The sequence below is a fragment of the Zobellia laminariae genome, from assembly GCF_030553095.1.
Lineage (GTDB): Bacteria > Bacteroidota > Bacteroidia > Flavobacteriales > Flavobacteriaceae > Zobellia > Zobellia laminariae.
Genome location: NZ_CP130738.1, coordinates 809,528 through 825,687, shown reverse-complemented (window position 1 = coordinate 825,687; position 16,160 = coordinate 809,528). Strand labels below are relative to the sequence as shown.

The following is a 16,160-nucleotide window of genomic DNA, read 5'->3' as shown; positions in this document are numbered from 1 at the left end:
ATTCAAAATTAGAGCACACCCTGATTGCGAGTTATATATAAAATTGAAAAAAATGTGCTCTATCAGTTTATTTTTAAATTTAATTGTTACTTTAGCCGAAGTTTAAGTGTGTTATGACAAAGCAATTCTTTTTTAGCGGTTTTTATTTTTACTTCTTTTTTAAGAGAGGTATGGGACTGTTGTAAAATATTGCATGATATAAACAAATTAAAGTCCCGTGTAAAACGGGACTTTTTTTGTTCAATACCTATTCGGAATTTAAGTTAGAAAATTTGTCATCACCATAAGAAAGTCAGTTATGAAATTAAAAGTAGCCATTCAGGGAATTAAGGGGTCCAACCACCACCAAGTGGCCCGTGAGTATTTTGACGATAATGTGGATATGGTTGAATGCATGTCATTTGATTTCTTGGTGGATCAACTATTGAAAAAAACAGCAGATATTGGAGTAATGGCTATTGAGAGAACTCTATAGCGGGCTCAATCATTCCAAATTATGCATTGGTTTACCATAAAGACTTGCATATTGTAGGTGAGCATTATTTGAACATACATCACAATTTGATGGTCTTAAAGGGGCAAAAAATATCTGATATAGAAGAAGTTCGTTCACACCCAATGGCTTTGTTGCAATGCAAGGAATTTTTTGGCGATTATCCGCAGATTAAAATGGTGGAAGATGTAGATACAGCGGAAACGGCAAAGCGTATTCAGGACCAACAATTAACCCATATTGCAGCAATAGCACCGGCAGTTGCTGCCAGTTTATATGATTTGGACATCGTAGCGGACAACATACAGACCATTCAAAATAATGCAACCCGTTTTATCATTGTAAAAACAAAAAATAAGGAGCTTCCAAAAGAGGAAATTAACAAAGCTTCGTTACGCTTTGTTACAGACCATAAACGCGGGAGTCTTGCTGCTGTGCTTAACGTAATGAGCGATTGCAGATTGAATTTAACAAAAATACAGTCGTTACCCATAATAGAGACACCTTGGAAGTATGCCTTTTTTGTAGACGTAACTTTTGACGAATATGACAATTTTGACAAGGCAAAAGCACTGTTGAACATCATGGCCGAAGACTTTAAAGTGTTGGGTGAATATAAAAATGCTAGAATATGATACGGACGGCAAATCGTTTACATACAGTTGAAGAATATTACTTCTCAAAGAAGCTTAGAGAGGTACGTGGTTTGATTGCCGAAGGAAGACCTGTTATCAATATGGGTATCGGTAGTCCTGACTTGGCTCCATCCGAAGCAATAATCAAAAGTATTCAAGATGCTGTTTTAGAAAGTGGCGCGCATCAGTACCAAAGTTATCAAGGTTTACCTGAGTTAAGGGAGGCTGTAGCTGACTTTTATAGTTTAAAATTTGGTGTTACGTTAGATGCATCTACGGAGATTTTGCCTTTAATGGGCTCCAAAGAAGGCATTATGCATATAAGCATGGCTTTCTTGAACGAAGGCGATGTAGCTTTGATTCCTAATCCAGGATATCCAACATATACGTCGGTTACGAAATTGGTGGGAGCAGAGGCTAAATATTATAACCTGACCGCGGAAAGCGGATGGTTTCCAGATTTGGAAGAATTACAAGAGCATGATTTAACCAAGGTTAAAATTATGTGGACGAGTTATCCACATATGCCAACTGGAGCAACGGCCACAGAGGCTCAGTTTAAAAAGTTGGTTGCTTTTGCCAAAAAGAACGATATTCTTTTGGTGAACGATAACCCGTACAGTTTTGTGCTAAATGATTCACCAGCCAGTATTTTGGCTATTGATGGCGCAAAAGATGTAGCGTTAGAACTCAATTCACTAAGTAAGACCTTTAACATGGCCGGATGGCGCGTAGGAATGGTTTTAGGAAATGCAGAGCATATTAATGCGGTATTAAAGGTGAAAAGTAACATGGATTCCGGTATGTTTTACGGAATACAAAAAGGAGCCATTGAGGAGGCGCTGAAAAGCGGTCAAGAATGGTTTGATAAGTTGAATGAGGTATATAGCTCTAGAAGAGCCTTAATGTATCAATTAGCGGACAAATTAAATTGTACGTACGATATTGATGCTGTTGGGATGTTTATTTGGGCAAGATTGCCGGAAGGAAGCAAATCTGCCGAGGAATTTATAGACGAGGTGCTGTATGAAAAGAATCTTTTCATAACCCCGGGAACTATTTTCGGAAGCAATGGCGAAGGTTATATTCGTTTCTCATTATGCGTGACGGAAGATAAAATTAAAGAAGCAATTAGTCGGTTTTAGACAGACGAATTAGAGTTAATAAAATGAAAGTTTTCATAGTTGGTGTTGGGTTAATAGGAGGTTCTTTCGCAAAAGACATTAAACGCCTGCGCCCAAACAGCAAAATTTACGGAGTAGATACAAGTGCTTCACATATAAAGGAAGCCTTAGATTTAGGTGTTATAGATGTAGAATCTAGCTATGCAGATTTAGGTCTTGCGGATATGGTCATTGTGAGCATTCCCGTAGATGTCATGATAACAGAGCTTCCTAAGATTTTGGATGCTGTAAATGACAATTGTGTAGTTTTTGATGGAGGTTCAACAAAAAGCCTAATCTGTAAAACACTGGACAAGCATCCAAAGAGAAGAAATTATTTAGCGGCACACCCTATTGCGGGTACTGAGCATTCAGGTCCATCAGCAGCTATTGAAAATTTATACGCCGGTAAAACGAATATTATCTGCGAGGTTGAGAAAACAGCTTTTAAACTTCAAGAAAGGGCTTTAGAGCTTTTTCAAGAGATTGGAATGCGTATTAGGTATATGAATCCAGATGCACATGATAAACACATTGCATACGTGTCGCATTTGTCACATATCAGCTCTTTTATGTTGGGAAAGACCGTAATCGATAAAGAGAAGAATGAACGTGATATTTTTGACATGGCGGGCAGTGGTTTTGAAAGTACGGTTAGACTAGCAAAGAGTTCCCCGGCCATGTGGACACCAATATTTGAGCAGAATAAAGAGAATGTGGTCGAAACATTGACCGAATATATACAGAACCTTCAGGAGTTTAAACAACTGTTGGAAAAAGGAGATTACAAGGGCATTTTTAACGAAATGAACGACACTAATAAAATAAAGGAAATTTTAAACGGAATACCACTAAACAAGAAGTAATGGAGAATTCAAAAGAAATGAGAACATGGTTGGATGATATGGGTTTAGACCATCCACTAGTAATAGCAGGGCCATGTAGTGCTGAAACCGAAGAACAAGTGTTGCGTATTGCTCACGAGTTAAAAGATACCGATGTAAATTATTACAGAGCGGGTATCTGGAAACCAAGAACGCGCCCCAAACTTTGAAGGTGTTGGCGCACTTGGTTTGAAGTGGTTACAGAAGGTTAAGGCAGAAACGGGATTAAAAACTGCAACAGAGGTAGCAAACCGTGCACACGTTGAATTGGCATTAGAACATGATGTAGATTTATTGTGGATTGGAGCACGTTCAACGGTTAGTCCGTTTATCATGCAAGAATTGGCAGATGCCTTAGAAGGTACTGACAAAATTGTATTGGTAAAAAATCCGGTAAACCCAGATTTAGCTTTATGGCTAGGTGGTATTGAGCGTTTGCATACTGCAGGTATCAGAAAATTGGGAGCTATTCACAGAGGTTTCTCTACCTACGAGAAAACAAAATACAGAAACATTCCAGAATGGCAGTTAGCTATTGAGTTTCAGAACAAGTTTCCAGATTTACCACTAATCAACGATCCATCTCACATTACAGGTAAGCGTGATATGATTTTTGATGTTTCGCAAACTGCACTTGATTTAAACTTTGATGGTTTAATGATTGAGACTCATTTTGACCCAGATAATGCTTGGAGTGATGCTGCTCAGCAGGTAACACCGGCTAAATTGGTACAAATCATGAGAGATTTGCGTATTAGAAAAGAAACTGATAGTGAAGCGGATTACAATGCTAAGTTGAGCAATTTAAGAGCTCAAATAGATATTCTTGATAACCAGTTGATCGAGGCCATGGGCAAGCGTATGAAAGTATCTGATGGTATTGGTGAGTTGAAAAAACAAAAGAACGTAGCAGTGCTACAATCTAACCGATGGAACCAAATTCTTGGTGCTATGATTCTTGAAGGAGAATCAAAAGGATTGAGCGAAGAATTTATTCTTAAGATGTTCAAAGCTATTCACCAAGAGTCAATCAATCATCAAGAGAAGATTGTAAACGGATAGTATTAGTTATATGTACATTTATAAGAACACGGCTTGCCTTTTGGTGAGCCGTGTTTTTTTATGGTGTTTTTTTAGGAGGGATATGAGATTTTCATTTTAAACAAACACCGTTTAAACTCTTCTTACGGATGTTACGGTGAGTAAAAGGGAACTAGATGAAATCAGCAAAACCTTTTAACGATCTAATAAAGGCTATGTTTAGCGTAAAAAAGCGTTATTTTGCACTCTACTTGAAAACCAAGTAAATGCATGAAAGGAATCGTATATAAATCTACTGGAAGTTGGTATACCGTAAAAGCACAAGATGGTGAATATTACGAATGCCGTATTAAGGGTAAATTCAGGATTCAGGGTATTAAAAGCACGAATCCTATAGCGGTAGGAGATACAGTGCGGTTTGAGATTGAACAATTGGGTGATGCCACTGTAGGAACCATTCATAGTATTGATGACCGTAAGAACTACATCATCCGGAAATCTGTAAATCTTTCAAAGCAAACGCATATTATTGCGGCCAACCTAGATCAGGTGTTTTTACTTGTTACGTTAAATAATCCAACAACACATACTGTTTTTATTGACCGTTTTTTGGCTACTGCAGAAGCTTATGATATTCCTGCGGTTTTACTTTTCAACAAAGTAGATAGTTACGCTATTGAAGAATTGGGAGAGATTAAGTACCTAGCGGAATTGTACAGAAAAATAGGTTATACCTGTGTTGGAATTTCGGCCAAGTCCGGTAAAAATGTGGATAAGGTAAAAGAAATGATGCTAGATAAAACCAGCATGTTCGCAGGTCATTCGGGTGCAGGTAAATCTACATTAGTGAACACTCTAGAGCCTAAACTCGATATAAAAACTAAAGAAATTTCCGGACAACATCTACAAGGGCAACATACCACAACGTTTGCAGAAATGTTCGATTTGGATTTTGGGGCACGTATAATAGATACTCCTGGTATAAAAGGTTTTGGTATCGTTGATATGAAAAAGGAGGAGATAGGGGATTACTTTCCGGAGTTCTTCAAACTTAAAGGAAATTGTAAGTTCAATAATTGCTTACATATAGACGAACCTAAATGTGCCGTAAAAGACGCATTGGAAAATGATGAAGTAGCCTGGAGCCGTTACAGAAGTTATGTACAAATGGTAAATGGCGATGATGAGAATTATAGGGTTGATATTCATGACGTTAAAAAGTAGCCTTTAGAAAAATAAGAAATATCAGATTAGGAGCAATGCGAGCCATCATTCAGAGAGTTTCAAGAGCCAGTGTAACAGTAGACGGCAAAAGAATTTCAGAAATACAAAACGGACTTCTAATATTACTGGGCATTGAAGATGCAGACGGTCAAGAAGATATTGAATGGCTATCTCGCAAAATCACAAATCTTAGAATATTTAATGATGCTGATGGTGTCATGAACGAATCGCTTATAAATAGTGGAGGAGATGCTATTGTCGTAAGTCAGTTTACCTTGCATGCCGCTGTTAAGAAAGGCAATAGACCCTCATATATAAGAGCATCAAAACCTGATATTGCTATTCCGTTATATGAAAAGTTTATAGCTCAGGTAGAAATGGATTTGGGCAAGAAAATCGGCACAGGTATTTTTGGTGCAGATATGAAGGTAGATTTGTTAAATGATGGCCCGGTAACAATAGCTATAGATACTAAAAACAAGGAATAATGAGTATTAAGAAATCGCAAGAACAGGTAGATAACTGGATCAAAGAGCACGGTGTTCGTTATTTTAACGAACTAACCAATATGGCACAACTTACGGAAGAAGTAGGTGAGGTGGCTCGTATAATAGCTCGTAGGTATGGAGAGCAGAGTGAAAAAGAGTCGGACAAGAACAAGGATCTTGGAGAAGAGCTAGCCGATGTTCTTTTTGTAACACTCTGTTTAGCGAATCAAACAGGTGTTGACCTTCAAGATGCTTTTGATAAAAAACTCGATTTGAAAACAAAACGAGATCATGACCGTCATCACAATAATGAAAAGCTTAAATAGTGCTATATTTGGCAACTTGAATTTTACCCTGTGTACACCAGGTAGAGAGGTAGATTTGGAAGCAAATCTATCTATTTTAAGAATCTATTAAAGAGAACAGCTTTTGAAACTACACCTATCCGCTCCGTCAAACAAATTACTGCATAATAACATTCAGATTACCGGCTCTAAAAGTGAATCTAACCGGTCTTTGTTGTTGCAGGCGTTATACCCAAATATTAGCATAAAAAACCTTTCAAATTCAGATGATGCTGAGGTTATGCAAAAGGGACTTAAGATAGAGAACGGCGTAGTAGATATTCATCATGCTGGTACCGCAATGCGTTTCCTTACTGGGTATTTTGCTTCGCAAGAAGGAAAAGAAGTAACCCTTACTGGATCGCAACGTATGACCGAAAGACCTGTAAAGGTGTTGGTAGAGGCGTTGCAGAATTTAGGTGCGGAAATTTCGTATGAAAAAAATGATGGATACCCACCAATTCGTATCAAAGGAAAAAAGTTGATAAAAAGCCAAGGTAAGTCTACCTGCTAATATTAGTAGCCAATATATTTCTTCTCTTTTATTAATTGCTCCCAGTCTTCAAAACGGACTGGAACTAGATTTAGTGGGCAAAATTACATCGGTTCCTTACATAAAAATGACATTGGCTCTTTTGTCTCAAATTGGGATAGAAAATTCTTTTGAAGGGAACACAATAAAGGTGTCACCAAAAGCAAGTGTTGATGACGTTAGTTTAGTTGTAGAGTCCGATTGGAGTTCTGCTTCTTACTATTACAGTATTGTAGCTTTGAGTGAGGTAGGTAGTGAAATTACCTTATCTGCATATAAAAATAATAGCCTCCAAGGAGATAGTGCACTTCAGGAGTTGTATACTGAATTTGGTGTAGAAACTCAATTCGAAGGGAATAGTGTGGTTCTTAGAAAAATTGAAAACCCGAAAGAACAAAAGGTTCAATTTGATCTAAGCAATGCTCCTGATATTGCCCAAACCATAGCTGTTACTTGTTTTGGTTTAGGAATGGAGTGTCATTTAACAGGCTTGCATACCCTTAAAATTAAAGAAACTGATCGCTTGGAAGCATTACATACAGAGCTTTCAAAACTTGGGGCGAACATTATGGTGACGGATAAAGAGTTGACATTAAGTTTGTCTGATACAATGCATGTAGACATTGCTATAGATACTTATAATGACCATAGAATGGCCATGGCATTTGCTCCTTTGGCATTAAAAGTGCCGTTGTATGTTAACGATGCAGGAGTAGTTTCAAAATCATACCCAGATTTTTGGAAAGATTTAGAGAAATTGGGATTTATCTCAAAAACTATATAACTATTTAATATTCAAGTTCTTGTGGGTGTATTTATGTTTTTTTGCAATAAGTTGGTTAATTAATTGATGATTGTAAAAAGGTATGTGTCAATATAATCCGTGTTTTACTTGACAACGCCTATTCGCACATCGTATATTTGCAACCGCAAAACACTTAACTAAATTTCATAGATGAAACTATCGCACTTCCATTTTGAATTACCTGATAATTTATTGGCTGAGTATCCTGCAGAAAATAGGGATGAGTCCAAACTAATGGTTATTCACCGTGAAACCGGAAAAATAGAGCATAAAATGTTCAAAGACCTTATCAATTATTTTGATGAAGGGGATGTAATGGTTTTGAATAACACCAAAGTTTTTCCTGCTCGTTTATACGGGAATAAAGAGAAAACTGGTGCAAGAATCGAAGTGTTTTTATTGCGTGAGTTAAACGAAGAACAACGTCTTTGGGATGTTCTTGTTGATCCAGCTCGTAAAATACGTATTGGTAATAAGTTGTACTTTGGAGAAGATGAGACGTTAGTAGCTGAGGTTATTGATAACACAACATCAAGAGGTAGAACATTGCGTTTTCTTTATGATGGTTCGTATATCGATTTCAGAAGAAAACTTCGTGAATTAGGTCAAACTCCGTTGCCAAAATATATAAAGAGAGATGTAGAGCCGGAAGATGAGGATCGTTACCAAACTATATATGCAAAGCATGAAGGAGCTGTTGCAGCACCAACTGCAGGTCTTCACTTCTCAAAGCACTTATTAAAGCGTCTTGAGATAAAAGGAGTTGATTTTGCAGAAGTAACGCTTCATGTTGGTTTAGGTACTTTCAACCCAGTCGAGGTTGAAGATTTGTCTAAGCACAAAATGGATAGCGAAGAACTTTTTATTGATGAGAAAGCTACTGAGGTAGTTAACAATGCTCAGAAAAAGAAAAAACGTATTTGTGCTGTAGGTACTACAGTAATGCGTGGACTTGAAAGTGCAGTTTCTTCTCAACATACATTGAATACATTTGATGGTTGGACAAATAAGTTTGTCTTCCCTCCATATGAATTCAGTATTGCTAACTGTATGGTAACTAACTTTCACCTGCCTAAATCAACATTGTTGATGATGGTATCTGCTTTCATAGGTCATGATTTAATGAAGAAAGCTTACAAGGAAGCCATTTTAGAGCAGTACAAGTTCTATTCTTATGGTGATGCAATGCTAATTATCTAGTTTTACCAAACTGGTAAAAACATAAATTTTAAAACCCTTCTTTATATTTTATTGAAAAGTATAGAAGGGTTTTTAGTTTTTAAAATGTGAAGGCACAAAAAAAAGACATACGAGCACTTACCAAAGAGCAATTACGGAATTTCTTTGTTTCTAATGGAGACAAGGCTTTTCGTGGTAATCAGGTGTATGAATGGCTGTGGCAGAAAGCGGCTCATTCTTTTGAGGGGATGACTAATCTCTCAAAAGAAACTAGAGATATGCTAGAAGCTAATTTTGTAATCAATCACATTAAGGTAGATTTAATGCAGCGTAGTAATGATGGCACTATAAAAAATGCCGTTCGTTTGCATGATGATTTAGTGGTGGAATCGGTTCTTATTCCAACTAAAACCAGAACTACGGCTTGTGTATCTAGTCAAGTTGGTTGTAGTCTTGATTGCCGGTTTTGTGCAACATCTCGTTTAAAACGTATGCGTAATCTAAATCCTGATGAAATTTACGATCAGGTGGTTGCCATAGATAATGAGAGTCGCCTGTATTTTGATAAACCTTTGAGCAATATTGTTTTTATGGGTATGGGCGAGCCGCTCATGAACTACAACAATGTATTGAAAGCCATAGACAAGATAACTTCTCCGGAAGGCCTAGGTATGTCCTAAGCGTATTACCGTCTCTACATCTGGTGTGCCCAAGATGATTCGTAAGATGGCGGATGATGAGGTGAAGTTTAAATTGGCGGTTTCATTGCATTCTGCTATTGATGAAATCCGTACTTCAATAATGCCTTTCAACGCTACTTTTACTTTGGCAGATTTACGAGAAGCATTGGAATATTGGTATTCCAAAACAAAAAGTAGGATTACCTATGAGTATGTTGTTTGGGAGGGAATTAATGATTCTCAGTCTGATGTGGATGCCTTGGTAAGCTTCTGTAAATTTGCTCCATCAAAAGTAAATCTTATAGAGTATAATCCTATAGATGATGGAGAGTTTCAGCAAGCATCGAATGGCGCTATAGATATGTACGTGAATACCTTGGAAAGAAATGGTATAGTGGTAACTGTAAGACGTTCTCGAGGTAAGGACATTGATGCAGCTTGTGGTCAATTGGCCAATAAACAATAGGGAGTCAAATCTCTGTACTTGTATTTTTACTTCAAATTGTAAGTATTTCTCACTTTGAAATTTATATTGGAAGTAACTGATGCGCTTTTTGTGATTACTGCTGCAAGCATACGATCTACTCTTTTCTTTTTGCCTAAATTTATGCGCTCAAAATAGGTAGCAAACAAAATTCGATTTTTTGAAAATAGTATCGCAAATTAAGGAACCTGTAAACCACGAAATGGAAATTTTCGAGGAAAAGTTCCGTGAGGCGATGTCTTCAAAAGTTGCGCTACTGAATCGCATAACCTACTACATTGTTAATCGAAAAGGGAAGCAAATGCGACCTATGTTCGTATTTCTTACGGCCAAAATGCTCAACAATGGTGAAGTTAACGAGCGCACCTATCGTGGCGCATCGGTAATTGAACTCATTCATACCGCTACTTTAGTCCATGATGACGTAGTTGACGAAAGCAATAAACGCCGAGGCTTTTTCTCTATAAATGCCCTTTGGAAAAATAAAATTGCTGTTTTGGTGGGTGATTACCTACTGTCAAAAGGACTTTTGCTGTCTATAGATAATGAAGATTTTGATCTTCTTAAAATTATATCCGTTGCAGTACGTGAAATGAGTGAGGGCGAATTGTTGCAAATTGAAAAAGCAAGACGTTTAGATATTACCGAAGATGTATATTATAATATCATCCGTCAAAAAACGGCAACCTTAATTGCTGCGTGCTGTAGTTTAGGAGCTTGCTCGGTTCAGCCACAATCATTAGATGTGGAAACTTTTAGAAAGTTTGGAGAACTTTGTGGCATGGCTTTTCAGATAAAAGATGATCTCTTTGATTATGGAGATGAGAAAATAGGGAAACCTACGGGAATAGATATTAAAGAGCAAAAAATGACCTTGCCTTTAATACATACGCTTAATATTTGTTCAAAATCGGACAAGAAGTGGCTTATCAATTCGGTGAAAAATCATAATAAAGATAAGAAGCGGGTCAAAGAAGTAATTGCTTTTGTAAAGGATAGTGGAGGCTTAGATTATGCCGTTCAAAAAATGCTACATTTTAAAGAAGAAGCATTAAAAATACTATCTACTTACCCAGAATCAACCTATAGAGATTCACTTGAATTGATGGTGAACTATGTGGTAGACCGAAAAAAGTAGTTTCATAATCTACTTGGTTTTATTTGACTTCAAAAATATCAGCATAAAAAAAACCTTCGTAAAAACAACGTGATTATGGGAGTTTTACGAAGGCTTTATTTTTTAATAAATAATTACACTTTATAACAACTCAAAGGAAACAGATAAGTAATACATTTTCTTCTGTTCTGAGTTCCCATAATACATAGATTCTACTATTTTCTGTGAGTTTGTATCATTAATGTAGATTGCTTTTCCAATTTTTCTTCCAATTTTTTGAGCAATAGCTGTGGCTTTAACCTTGGCATCGTCAAAAGCGAGTTTTGCATACTCTGCCATTTGTTTGTCGCTCAATTGAGCTTTGAGGTTGGTATCTGAGCGCGTAACACCAATAGCTTTTACGTTAAGAAACTTCTGCATTTCTTCTAAGGATTTCGTTTTGAACTCGTACACGGTGCCTTCTTTTTCATAACCCAAAAGCGCATAATAAAGAGGAACTTCTTTAAGTTGCTCCTTCTTTATGCCTGCTTTGGTCAAATTTTCCATATACCTAGTTTTTACTTCTTCAAGGTTCATGGTCTGTGTGTCGTAATACACGTTATTAAGACTTACGATCATCTTGCTAGAATATTCTGGGGCAATAATAAATTCGTAAGCGCCATTAACGTTAATGTTGTTTTGTAAATTATTTTGAGCGAAAGCCATAAATGAGAAGACCATTAATGCAATGCTTGTTATTACTTTTTTCATGATGTTATTTTTATATAGTTGTTGATTTAAATATTTAACGGTTTTTGTAGATAGAAACTTATGCCACAGAGAATAAAAAAGAAGCAATAATCATCCAGCTTCCCACGGCTATGCCTAAAAGTCCAAGTTTTCCCTGTTTAGGAGCAATTCGTTCGCGTAGCTCTTCCGCTTTAACACGCGCCGCTGCATTATTGGATAAGAAAAATTTGTTGATAAGACCTGAGCCCAACATGAAACCTAATCCTGCTGAAACTATATTGCCTGCTAAAAAAGTAATCCACCAAACAGGAGATATGCTTAGCCATCCTAGGTTTAAAATAGCCGTAATAATGCCCCAGATTCCCCAAAAGCAGAATATAATGCCAATCCACCCTTGGTAGGGTTCTACCTTTTCCAGGAGTTCTTTTGCGTTTGGTTTTTTTGATAATAATAAAGATGGTACAGCTACTATACTTAATAATACTAATGCAATTCCCCAGATCATAATTTTGTTTTTTAAGTTTGTAATAGGGTTAAAAATCTATAGTACAAAGTTGAGGTAATGGAGTCTGGTAAAATTCCCTTTTGCTAGCGAAAATGATATCCCTGAAAATAGGGTGTAGCTCTTTTCTGTTTATCTTTGTTGGATTCGTTTCCACATAAAAATCTCAAAATTTGATTTCAAAAAATACAATTGATAAAGTTTACGAGACCTCCCGTTTAGAAGAGGTTATTGGCGATTTTGTACAATTGAAAAAATCAGGGTCTAACTTTAAAGGACTTAGTCCTTTTTCAGATGAAAGATCACCAAGTTTTATGGTGTCTCCCGTGAAGCAAATTTGGAAGGATTTTAGTAGTGGAAAAGGGGGTAACGTGGTGGCCTTTTTAATGGAACATGAGCATTTTACTTATCCGGAAGCCATAAAGTACTTGGCTAAAAAGTATAATATTGAAATAGAGGAAACCGAGCGTACTGATGAGCAAAAGCAAGAGGCAGATGAGCGAGAAAGTATGTATCTCGTTTCTGAATTCGCCCAGAAGCACTTTGCTCAAATGCTATGGGATACAGAATTAGGGAAGGCCATTGGTCTTAGCTATTTTAAGGAAAGAGGTTTTACGGAAGAGATTATAAAGCAATTTAATTTAGGTTATTGTCTTGATCAATGGGATGGTTTTACAAAGGCAGCTTTTGATAAAGGGTATAAATTAAAGTACCTGGAACAAACGGGTTTAACCATCGTCAAAGAAGACGCACAGAACCCAAACAACCCTAAGACGTTTGATAGGTTTAAAGGGCGGGTAATGTTTCCTATACACTCCATGAGCGGTAGAGTATTGGGTTTTGGAGGCCGTATTCTTGGAAATGATAAAAAGGCAGCCAAATATCTCAATTCACCGGAGAGTGATATCTATCATAAAAGTAAGGTGCTTTACGGGATTTATCATGCCAAACAGTCCATCGCTAAAGAGGATAATTGTTATTTGGTAGAAGGGTATACAGATGTTATTCAGTTTTATCAAAGGGGAATCCATAATGTGGTTTCGTCCAGTGGTACGGCATTGACACCTGATCAGATTCGCTTGATAAATAGGTTGACCAAAAACATCACGGTTCTTTTTGATGGTGATGCTGCCGGTCTACGGGCATCTTTACGTGGTATAGATTTGATTTTGGAACAGGGAATGAACGTTAAGGTTTGCACTTTTCCGGAAGGAGAAGATCCAGATAGTTTTTCCAAGAACAATGCGCTAGAGGATGTTCAACTTTACTTAGAAGAAAAATCTCAGGATTTTATACAGTTCAAAGCGGGGCTTTTGGCTCAAGAAGCCGCCAATGACCCTATAAAGCGTGCGGATACGGTTAGGGATATCATACAGAGTATTTCAAAAATACCGGATGCCATAAAGCGTGAAATCTATATTCAGGAGTGTGCCAATATCATGAAGGTATCGGAAGGTGTGCTATTTAGTACATTGGCCCAGATGGGTAAAAAAGACTCAACGGATGCTTCTAAAAATAAAAAACCAGAGCAGAAAGCCTTTGATGTAGTTAAGAACGAAGCTCCACAAGAAAAGGTAGATGTACAATATTTGTTAGAGCGAAAGATTATTGAGCTATTGTTGCTGTACGGAGGTGAAAAGGAAGAGTTTGAAGATTTAGTGCTGAAAGAAAGTGAATCTGGTGATTTGGTATTGGAGCCTGAATCTATTGAAGCTAAAGTTTACGAAAAGATTTATTTAGATCTTCAGGATGATGAAATAGAACTGGCCAATGAACAGTTTAGGCAGATTTATTCTAAACTTATTGAAGCATTGAACCAAGAGGCGGATTTTACTATAAGCAAATTTCTGAGCGGCCTTGATCAGAAGTTAGTGTCTGAAATTTCATCTATTTTAATGGAGGAAGAAAAATATACATTACATAGTTGGGAGCGGAAAGATATCTATCCTAAAAAAAAGGAAGTAGGGGTGGCGCAGCTGGTAAGCGAGACTATTTTGACCTTACGTTGTTTTCTTATAAAGAAGCGCATGATCGCTTTGCAGGATAATACCAAGGAAAGTGTAGAGGACCATAGGGAAACTCTAGAGGAAATCATGAACTATTTACAGCTTAATAAGCTGCTAAACAAGAAATTGAATAGAGTGTTTTCTTAATTGTAACTTCGTAAACCTTAAAAATTAGGCATAAAAAAACCCTAACGGAAATCATCAGGGTTTGTACGTGTTACGAATGTAAACTTTCTAATAAAGTTCTAGTGCTTTTGCTTGTTGCAAAAGATCTACCATGTTGTCTACGTTCAATTTCTTCATCAAACGAGCCTTGTAGGTGCTCACTGTTTTTTCGTTTAAGTTCAAACCGATGGCAACATCTTTGTTACGCTTTCCGCTGGCCAATAACTTAAGTACTTCAACCTCACGAGTAGAAAGTTTTCTAAAGAACCTTCTTGGTTTCTGAGTACCTTCATCAAAAGCTAAACGTTGCGCTAGTTCATTTGTAATGAACATATTGCCTTCGCTTACTTTTTTAACTGCCGTTATGATGTAGTCTATGTCTGAAGCTTTTGAAAGATATCCAAAGGCACCTGCGCGAATTGTACTTAGTGCATATACGTCTTCAGATTGACCGCTATACATTAATACTCTAACACTTGGGTACTCTTTTTTGATTTTCGCAGCGTGGCGATTCCGTTAATTTCCGGAATGTCCATCTCCAGCATTACTACGTCAGGATTTACACTCTCCAATTTTTCGAAGAGCTCAGAAGTAGTGGCTACCGCACCCACCATTTCAAATCCATTAGCAGATTCAAGAACATTTGTCACTCCCATTCTAATAATAGGATGGTTGTCTGCAATCAATACTTTAATCATGTTGATAGTTTTAATCTAGATTATAAACGTTCATCGTACGTCTAAAATACTGACATGCAATGTAAGGTTTAAAAATCTAATTCTTTAAACAAAACTGGTGTTTTTTTCACCAAATAGGCATGTTTTATGAATATATTCGATTACTTTACCATATTTACGGATAAATTGCTAAAAAAGTGTGTGCGGAATTTCGCAAACGGGTATAGGATTCATCTTGTGCTTATTAGCTGTATTTAGTTTTGTGTAAATAAGAAAGACTTCCTTCTCTCTGTCAGTAAAATCGTCTTCATTTTTGCCTTTATCTTGCATTTCCATAGCCCATTCCAGCTCTGGGTAGCTTGCTCCTATCTGATCTTCATCTGTTCTGTCATCGCCCCAAAGACCATCTGTAGGAGCTGCCTTTTGAATATCCATGTTGATATTCAAATAGTTGGCAATTTCATAAACTTGTGTCTTCAAAAGGTCTGCAATAGGGCTTAAATCTACTCCGCCATCACCATATTTGGTGTAAAATCCTACACCAAAATCTTCTACTTTATTTCCTGTCCCAGCAACTAAATAGCCTTCTAAAGCGGCAAAATAATAGAGAGTAGTCATTCGTAAGCGTGCTCTGGTGTTGGCCAACGACATGAAACGGTCTTCCTCATTCTCTACGGCTGGAAGGGTAGCTATAAGACTGTCAAATACGGGAGTAAGGTTAACTGGTTGTCTTTTTACCTTGTCAAAATTGGTTTGAAGCCAGTCAATATGTTTTGAGGCACGAGACGCTTGGTTCTCGGCTTGGTGTATGGGCATCTCTAAACACATAAGCTCAAGACCGGTTTTTGCGCATAGGGTAGAGGTGACCGCAGAGTCTATTCCTCCGGATATTCCTATAACAAAACCTTTCATATTTGCATTTACTGCATATTCTTTTAACCAGTTTACTATGTAATCTACTACCTTTTCTGTCTGCATAGGATTGTCATTATGTCTAGATCGACTAACTTTG

Annotated in this window: 11 protein-coding genes and 5 pseudogenes; 12 read left to right on the top strand and 4 right to left on the bottom strand. The window is 37.1% G+C overall.

The genetic code is table 11. The annotated features are described in order from the left end of the window. Positions 1-298 precede the first annotated feature (298 nt). The 11 genes and pseudogenes from Q5W13_RS04045 (at position 299) to Q5W13_RS03995 (ending at position 11,090) form a co-directional block, all read left to right on the top strand. A pseudogene (locus tag Q5W13_RS04045) lies at positions 299-1,128 on the top strand (prephenate dehydratase). Then, positions 1,125-2,273, top strand: a complete 1,149-nt coding sequence (locus Q5W13_RS04040) for a pyridoxal phosphate-dependent aminotransferase (protein WP_304445441.1) — start codon at positions 1,125-1,127, stop codon at positions 2,271-2,273. Before Q5W13_RS04045 ends, Q5W13_RS04040 begins: the two are co-directional and overlap by 4 nt. Before the next feature lie 23 nt (positions 2,274-2,296). Then, entirely contained in the window at positions 2,297-3,157 is an 861-nt protein-coding gene (locus Q5W13_RS04035) for a prephenate dehydrogenase (RefSeq protein ID WP_155597675.1), read from the top strand. Beyond that, a pseudogene (locus Q5W13_RS04030) lies at positions 3,157-4,237 on the top strand (chorismate mutase). Before Q5W13_RS04035 ends, Q5W13_RS04030 begins: the two are co-directional and overlap by 1 nt. A 249-nt stretch (positions 4,238-4,486) precedes the next feature. Next, a complete protein-coding gene (gene rsgA, locus Q5W13_RS04025; protein WP_155597673.1) occupies positions 4,487-5,440 on the top strand; it encodes a ribosome small subunit-dependent GTPase A in 954 nt (317 codons plus the stop codon). A 35-nt stretch (positions 5,441-5,475) separates the two neighbouring features. Continuing rightward, positions 5,476-5,928 (top strand): D-aminoacyl-tRNA deacylase, encoded by a 453-nt coding sequence (dtd, locus tag Q5W13_RS04020; protein ID WP_304445440.1) that lies wholly within the window; start codon positions 5,476-5,478, stop codon positions 5,926-5,928. Further along, the gene (locus tag Q5W13_RS04015; RefSeq protein ID WP_155597671.1) at positions 5,928-6,254 is read left to right on the top strand and encodes a nucleotide pyrophosphohydrolase; all 327 of its coding nucleotides are present in this window, start codon (positions 5,928-5,930) and stop codon (positions 6,252-6,254) included. The genes dtd and Q5W13_RS04015 overlap by 1 nt, the downstream gene beginning before the upstream one ends. Before the next feature lie 103 nt (positions 6,255-6,357). Further along, positions 6,358-7,588: pseudogene (gene aroA, locus Q5W13_RS04010) on the top strand (3-phosphoshikimate 1-carboxyvinyltransferase). Between the two features lie 171 nt (positions 7,589-7,759). Next, positions 7,760-8,809, top strand: coding sequence for a tRNA preQ1(34) S-adenosylmethionine ribosyltransferase-isomerase QueA (gene queA / locus Q5W13_RS04005; RefSeq protein WP_304445439.1), 1,050 nt, complete (start codon positions 7,760-7,762; stop codon positions 8,807-8,809). An 86-nt stretch (positions 8,810-8,895) separates the two neighbouring features. Then, a pseudogene (rlmN, locus tag Q5W13_RS04000) lies at positions 8,896-9,934 on the top strand (dual-specificity RNA methyltransferase RlmN). A 178-nt stretch (positions 9,935-10,112) separates the two neighbouring features. Beyond that, on the top strand, positions 10,113-11,090 hold the full coding sequence (locus Q5W13_RS03995) for a polyprenyl synthetase family protein (protein ID WP_155597668.1): 978 nt from the start codon (positions 10,113-10,115) through the stop codon (positions 11,088-11,090). Positions 11,091-11,210: 120 nt separating this feature from the next. Here Q5W13_RS03995 and Q5W13_RS03990 read toward each other — a convergent pair whose 3' ends face one another. Both Q5W13_RS03990 and Q5W13_RS03985 read right to left on the bottom strand, forming a co-directional pair. Next, complete coding sequence (locus Q5W13_RS03990) at positions 11,211-11,819, bottom strand: SIMPL domain-containing protein (RefSeq protein WP_304445438.1); 609 nt, start codon at positions 11,817-11,819, stop codon at positions 11,211-11,213. 58 nt (positions 11,820-11,877) lie between these two features. Then, positions 11,878-12,303 (bottom strand): hypothetical protein, encoded by a 426-nt coding sequence (locus tag Q5W13_RS03985; RefSeq protein ID WP_304445437.1) that lies wholly within the window; start codon positions 12,301-12,303, stop codon positions 11,878-11,880. Between the two features lie 170 nt (positions 12,304-12,473). On the opposite strand from Q5W13_RS03985, the gene dnaG reads away from it, so the two are divergent. Then, positions 12,474-14,453 carry a DNA primase gene (gene dnaG / locus Q5W13_RS03980; protein WP_304445436.1) on the top strand — a complete coding sequence of 660 codons (1,980 nt, stop codon included), beginning with the start codon at positions 12,474-12,476 and terminating at the stop codon, positions 14,451-14,453. A gap of 87 nt (positions 14,454-14,540) precedes the next feature. Here the strand turns inward: dnaG and Q5W13_RS03975 are convergent. After that, positions 14,541-15,169 (bottom strand): annotated as a pseudogene (locus tag Q5W13_RS03975) (response regulator). A 168-nt stretch (positions 15,170-15,337) separates the two neighbouring features. Further along, positions 15,338-16,126, bottom strand: coding sequence for an NAD(+) synthase (gene nadE / locus Q5W13_RS03970; RefSeq protein ID WP_304445435.1), 789 nt, complete (start codon positions 16,124-16,126; stop codon positions 15,338-15,340). Positions 16,127-16,160 lie beyond the last annotated feature (34 nt).

Excerpts from the sequence above, each read along its gene's own strand:
- Q5W13_RS04040 (WP_304445441.1), top strand. The coding sequence starts at position 1,125 with ATGATACGGACGGCAAATCGTTTACATACAGTTGAAGAATATTACTTC.
- Q5W13_RS04035 (WP_155597675.1), top strand. The coding sequence starts at position 2,297 with ATGAAAGTTTTCATAGTTGGTGTTGGGTTAATAGGAGGTTCTTTCGCA.
- rsgA (WP_155597673.1), top strand. The coding sequence starts at position 4,487 with ATGAAAGGAATCGTATATAAATCTACTGGAAGTTGGTATACCGTAAAA.
- dtd (WP_304445440.1), top strand. The coding sequence starts at position 5,476 with ATGCGAGCCATCATTCAGAGAGTTTCAAGAGCCAGTGTAACAGTAGAC.
- Q5W13_RS04015 (WP_155597671.1), top strand. The coding sequence starts at position 5,928 with ATGAGTATTAAGAAATCGCAAGAACAGGTAGATAACTGGATCAAAGAG.
- queA (WP_304445439.1), top strand. The coding sequence starts at position 7,760 with ATGAAACTATCGCACTTCCATTTTGAATTACCTGATAATTTATTGGCT.
- Q5W13_RS03990 (WP_304445438.1), bottom strand. The coding sequence starts at position 11,819 with ATGAAAAAAGTAATAACAAGCATTGCATTAATGGTCTTCTCATTTATG.
- Q5W13_RS03985 (WP_304445437.1), bottom strand. The coding sequence starts at position 12,303 with ATGATCTGGGGAATTGCATTAGTATTATTAAGTATAGTAGCTGTACCA.
- nadE (WP_304445435.1), bottom strand. The coding sequence starts at position 16,126 with ATGCAGACAGAAAAGGTAGTAGATTACATAGTAAACTGGTTAAAAGAA.